5 protein-coding genes are annotated in these 4,378 nt (G+C 58.2%); 2 read left to right on the top strand and 3 right to left on the bottom strand.

The annotated features are described in order from the left end of the window. Positions 1 to 124: 124 nt before the first annotated feature. Together D8U18_RS02015 and D8U18_RS02020 are read right to left on the bottom strand one after the other, a co-directional pair. Positions 125 to 1,684: an AmpG family muropeptide MFS transporter gene (locus D8U18_RS02015; RefSeq protein ID WP_056856152.1), complete on the bottom strand. Its 1,560-nt coding sequence runs from the start codon at positions 1,682 to 1,684 to the stop codon at positions 125 to 127. A gap of 44 nt (positions 1,685 to 1,728) precedes the next feature. Beyond that, positions 1,729 to 2,082 (bottom strand): MGMT family protein, encoded by a 354-nt coding sequence (locus tag D8U18_RS02020; RefSeq protein ID WP_056856151.1) that lies wholly within the window; start codon positions 2,080 to 2,082, stop codon positions 1,729 to 1,731. A 163-nt stretch (positions 2,083 to 2,245) separates the two neighbouring features. Here D8U18_RS02020 and D8U18_RS02025 point away from each other — a divergent pair, with 163 nt between their 5' ends. Then, complete coding sequence (locus tag D8U18_RS02025; RefSeq protein ID WP_056856150.1) at positions 2,246 to 3,253, top strand: DUF481 domain-containing protein; 1,008 nt, start codon at positions 2,246 to 2,248, stop codon at positions 3,251 to 3,253. A gap of 185 nt (positions 3,254 to 3,438) precedes the next feature. Here D8U18_RS02025 and D8U18_RS02030 read toward each other — a convergent pair whose 3' ends face one another. After that, complete coding sequence (locus D8U18_RS02030) at positions 3,439 to 3,648, bottom strand: cold-shock protein (RefSeq protein ID WP_002554837.1); 210 nt, start codon at positions 3,646 to 3,648, stop codon at positions 3,439 to 3,441. Between the two features lie 353 nt (positions 3,649 to 4,001). Between D8U18_RS02030 and dcd the strand changes: the two genes are divergently transcribed. After that, the coding region (dcd, locus tag D8U18_RS02035; RefSeq protein ID WP_131106900.1) for a dCTP deaminase at positions 4,002 to 4,378 on the top strand (377 nt) is incomplete at its 3' end.

The raw sequence follows: 4,378 nt of genomic DNA on the forward strand, positions 1-4,378 counted from the left end.
CTGATGACGAGAAATGACGGAGCATTGTACGGGCGAGATCCGCTGTCGTACAGGCGTGCGGTCGGCGGTGTGGCGGGAGGGCGGGAATCGCTGCGCCCTCCAGGTTGTTTCCTGCAGATTCTTCCTACGATTCTTCCGCTACCTGCGTCGGTACGGGTTCCGGTGTGGGGGTCGGACCCTCGCGGCGACTTTCCTGGAACCAGTGCAAGGCGATCAGCAGTAGCGTCGGAACACCCAGCAGGGCAGTGATCAGGAAGAAATTGTGGTAGCCGAATTTCTCCACCATGACCCCGGAGTAACCGCCGATCAGGCGCGGCAGCAAGAGCATGATCGAGCTGAGCAGGGCGTATTGGGTGGCGGAGAATTTGAGGTTGGTCAGGCTCGACAGATAGGCCACGAATGCCGAGGTCGCAAGGCCGGAACTGAAGTTGTCCAGTGAAATGGTCAATACCAGCATGTTCAGGTTGGCACCCATGTCGGCGAGCATCAGGAACAGGATGTTGGTCCCAGCGGAGGCCACGCCGCCAATGAACAGGATCGGCAGGATGCCGAATCGCACGATCAGCAGGCCACCCATGCCGGCACCCACCAGGGTCATGATCAGGCCGAAGATCTTGCTGACGCTGGCGATCTGGTCTTTGGTGAAACCCTGGTCGATATAAAACACGTTGGCCATCACGCCCATGACCGTGTCGGACATCCGATAAGTGGCGATCAGGCCAAGCAGCAGCAGCGCTTGCCAGCGATAGCGAAGAATGAAGTCGTTGACCGGAGTCAGCACCGGCGCCAGCCCGCGACGGCCCATCGCTGACAGGCACAGGGCGGTGAGCGTGGTGTAGAGGATTGCCCGCAGGAAGGCGCGGTCCTGGAGCAGCAGGTCAAGCGGGCTCACACCTTCGAACAGCACGCTGGCGAAGTCGGTGTTGTAGAGCTGGGTGAACATGGCCGGCACGGAAACCAGCAGTACGATCAGAACGAACACCGAGGCCAATTGATGCACGAAACTGTAGCGTCCGGCCTGCAATTGCGTGCGCAGCGGCACGGGCGGTTCGCGCATGAACAACGAGGTCAGCAGCGCCGGAACCATCAAGGCGCCGAACAGCAGGTACGTGCCGGCCCAGGCGGAGTGCTTGTAGTTGAAGCCGGTGGAGCCGAAACCTTCGGCGAAGAACAGCGCGCCGGCCGTGGCCAGCAGCGCCGCGATTCGATAACCGGACATGTAGCTGGCGGCCAGGGCAGCCTGGCGATTGTCTTCGGCGATTTCCAGGCGATAGGCGTCAACCGCAATATCCTGCGTCGCCGAGGCGAACGCGACCACTACAGCGATGGCGATCAGCCAGGACAAATGTTTTTGCGGGTCGCAAAAGCCCATGCCGACCAGGCCGAGGATCACCAGTGCCTGGGAAAGCACCAGCCAGGAACGTCGACGACCGAGCTTGCCGAGCAAGGGCAGGCGCCATTGGTCGAGCAAGGGCGACCAGACCCATTTGAAGGCGTAGGCCAGGCCGATCAGGCTGGCGTAGCCGATGGTCTCGCGCGCCACGCCGGCTTCACGCAGCCAGACGGAAAGCGTCGAGAACACCAGCATGTAGGGCAGGCCGGCGGCGAAACCCAGCAATAGCAGTACAAGCGTCGAGGGGCTGGCATAGGCAGCGAGCGCGGCGCGCCAGGTTTTACGGGGCATGGGCTGGAGTCTGCCTCAAGAAATACGGAAACAAAGCGCGCACTCTAACCGCTGTGCTCTACCGGGCGCCACCCATGGCGCTGAATATCAACACGATTATTCAGGATACTGATGCCCTCCATGCGCAATCGCGCGCGTTGTTCATCCCCCGACGGGCTGCCAACGGGGAGGCTGATGCGCCCTCCGGCGCCAAGTACGCGGTGCCAGGGTAGCTTGCTGTCTGCGGGCAGTTGGCTCAGGGTCCGTCCGACCCAGCGCGCGGCCCGGCCCAAACCGGCCAACTCCGCCAACTGACCGTAGCTCACCACTTTGCCTTCGGGCACTTGGGCCAGGGTCAGATAGAGCGCCGTGCGTCGGATTTGCGCTGCGCTTTCGGGTTCAGCTTCTGTTTCGGTCACGTGCGCAGTCCCTGAAAAAAATTACAGTACCGTCCGTAGAGTAAATCCTCGATCGCCAATTGAGAAATGAACTCAATAGAAATAGTCGGGTCAGTCCTTGCTAGGGCCTTATTCCTGCGGATAATGCCGACTTTTTTTCGCGAACCTGAGCCTGTATTTGCTTATGTTGTCCAGAACCCTGCTGTGCCTCGCTGTCGTCAGTGCCTCCACTCCTTTGCTCGCGGATACCGTCTGGTTGAAGAACGGTGACAAGTTGAGCGGCAAGATCATCCTGTTCGATGGCGGCAAGCTGCTGGTTCAGACCGAGTATGCCGGTGCCGTGCCGATCGATTGGAACAAGGTGAAAACCCTGGAGAGCGATCAACATCTGCTGGTCAAGCAGGATGCCTACACCGGGGAGGTGGCCAAGTCGCTGCACGCGGCGGAGGATGGCAAGGTAACTCTGGCCAACGGTGATGCGCCCAAGACGGTGGAGTTGGCGAGCATTCAGCAGATGCTCAAGCCCAAGCCCGTCGTCGAGGATCTGGTCTGGAAAGGCAACATTGATGCAGCTCTGGATTACCAGCGCGCCGACAAGGACACCGACGATTACGATGTCGACTTCAAGACATCCGCGCGTCATGGTCGCTGGCGCCACATTGCGGAAGGCGAGTACAACCGCGAGTTCCAGGACGATGTGGTGACTACGGACAACTGGCGGGCCGAGTACTCCCTCGACCGCTTCCTGACCGAAAAGTGGTTCTGGCAGGGTCGACTGGTCTATAAGCGGGACAAGGTTGAAGACCTGTCCCGTCAACGCACGGTCGGTACCGGTCCGGGTTACCAGTTCTGGGATAACGAGCTGGGGGCGTTCTCCCTCGGCTCGCTGATCAACCGCACGGATTATCAATTTGCCGACGGTAGTAAGGACAACTTTTATTCCGTGGCGATGAAGTGGGATTACAACCGCTACCTGATCGGCAAGAAAGTCGAGTTCTTCACCAATGGCGAGGTGGGCAAGCCACTGTCCGGCGTGGCCGAGTATGCGCTGGATGCCGAGATGGGCTTGCGCTACAAGGTGACCGACTGGGCTTCGCTCAATCTCAAGGCTGAACGCGACATCGTCGATGGTACGCAAGAAGCAGACCTGGACAAGACCCGGTACACCGCAGGATTTGGTGTGACCTGGTAAACCCGTTTCCACATCTATAACCCATCGCGGGCAAGCCTCGCTTCTACAGAGTCATTGGATATCTGCAGGAGCGAGGCTTGCCCGCGATGGCGTCAGCGCAATCAAAAGCTCTTGGCCGACAAAACACTCGCCCACAAAAAAGCCCCGCTTTTGAGGGCGGGGCCTTTTGCTAAAGCAAGTACAAGTTAGATAACTTGAACTTCTTCAGCTTGCATGCCTTTCTGACCGCGGGTAGCGATGAAAGAAACCTGTTGGCCTTCTTTCAGGCTTTTGAAGCCGTCGGATTGGATAGCTTTGAAGTGAACGAACAGGTCGTCACCGGATTGTGGAGTGATGAAGCCGAAGCCTTTTTCATCGTTGAACCACTTAACGGTACCGGTTTGGCGATTAGACATGGTGTAACTCCTTGAACAAAGATAACTGCGACTCAGGAAGAACCCTGGCCGAGACTGAGTGCAAAGAGCAGGAAAAATTCTTGTAGATGGTTGGATCGAAATTCAACATATCGTGTAGAGATTCTCAGTGACACAAGCAGCACAGTGGCGCCACCTTAACCCTTTTTCCGAGACGTGCCAATGCTTCTTGCGAAGGTTTCTCGGTTTTCGTGATCGACGGTGCATCGTATTGCTTCGAAGGTCCGTAATTTCGGCAGGATCATCGAGAATTGCGCCCAGTGCTTTGAACCCGGCGGCGCGCCCCGGTAAGATGCCGGACAGATTTTTTCCACCTCGCTATTCAGGACACCGCCATGAGCATCAAATCGGACAAGTGGATTCGCCGCATGGCGCAAGAGCACGGCATGATCGAGCCGTTCGTAGAGCGCCAGATGCGTGGCAGCGACGATAGCCGTGTGATCTCCTACGGCGTGTCCAGCTACGGCTACGATGTGCGTTGCACCAATCATTTCAAGGTGTTCACCAACATCAACTCCGCCATCGTCGACCCGAAAAACTTCGATGCCGGCAGCTTCGTCGATATCCACAGCGACGTGTGCATCATCCCGCCGAACTCCTTTGCCCTGGCCAGCACCGTCGAGTACTTCCGCATCCCGCGCAATGTATTGACCATCTGCCTGGGTAAAAGCACCTACGCGCGTTGCGGCATCATCGTCAACGTCACGCCGCT

Source organism: Pseudomonas sp. Sample_10 (assembly GCF_004321495.1).
Classification (GTDB): domain Bacteria; phylum Pseudomonadota; class Gammaproteobacteria; order Pseudomonadales; family Pseudomonadaceae; genus Aquipseudomonas.

Bases quoted from the DNA above. Each gene is read 5' to 3' on its own strand.
- D8U18_RS02015 (WP_056856152.1), bottom strand. From the start codon at position 1,684: ATGCCCCGTAAAACCTGGCGCGCCGCGCTCGCTGCCTATGCCAGCCCC.
- D8U18_RS02025 (WP_056856150.1), top strand. From the start codon at position 2,246: ATGTTGTCCAGAACCCTGCTGTGCCTCGCTGTCGTCAGTGCCTCCACT.
- D8U18_RS02030 (WP_002554837.1), bottom strand. From the start codon at position 3,648: ATGTCTAATCGCCAAACCGGTACCGTTAAGTGGTTCAACGATGAAAAA.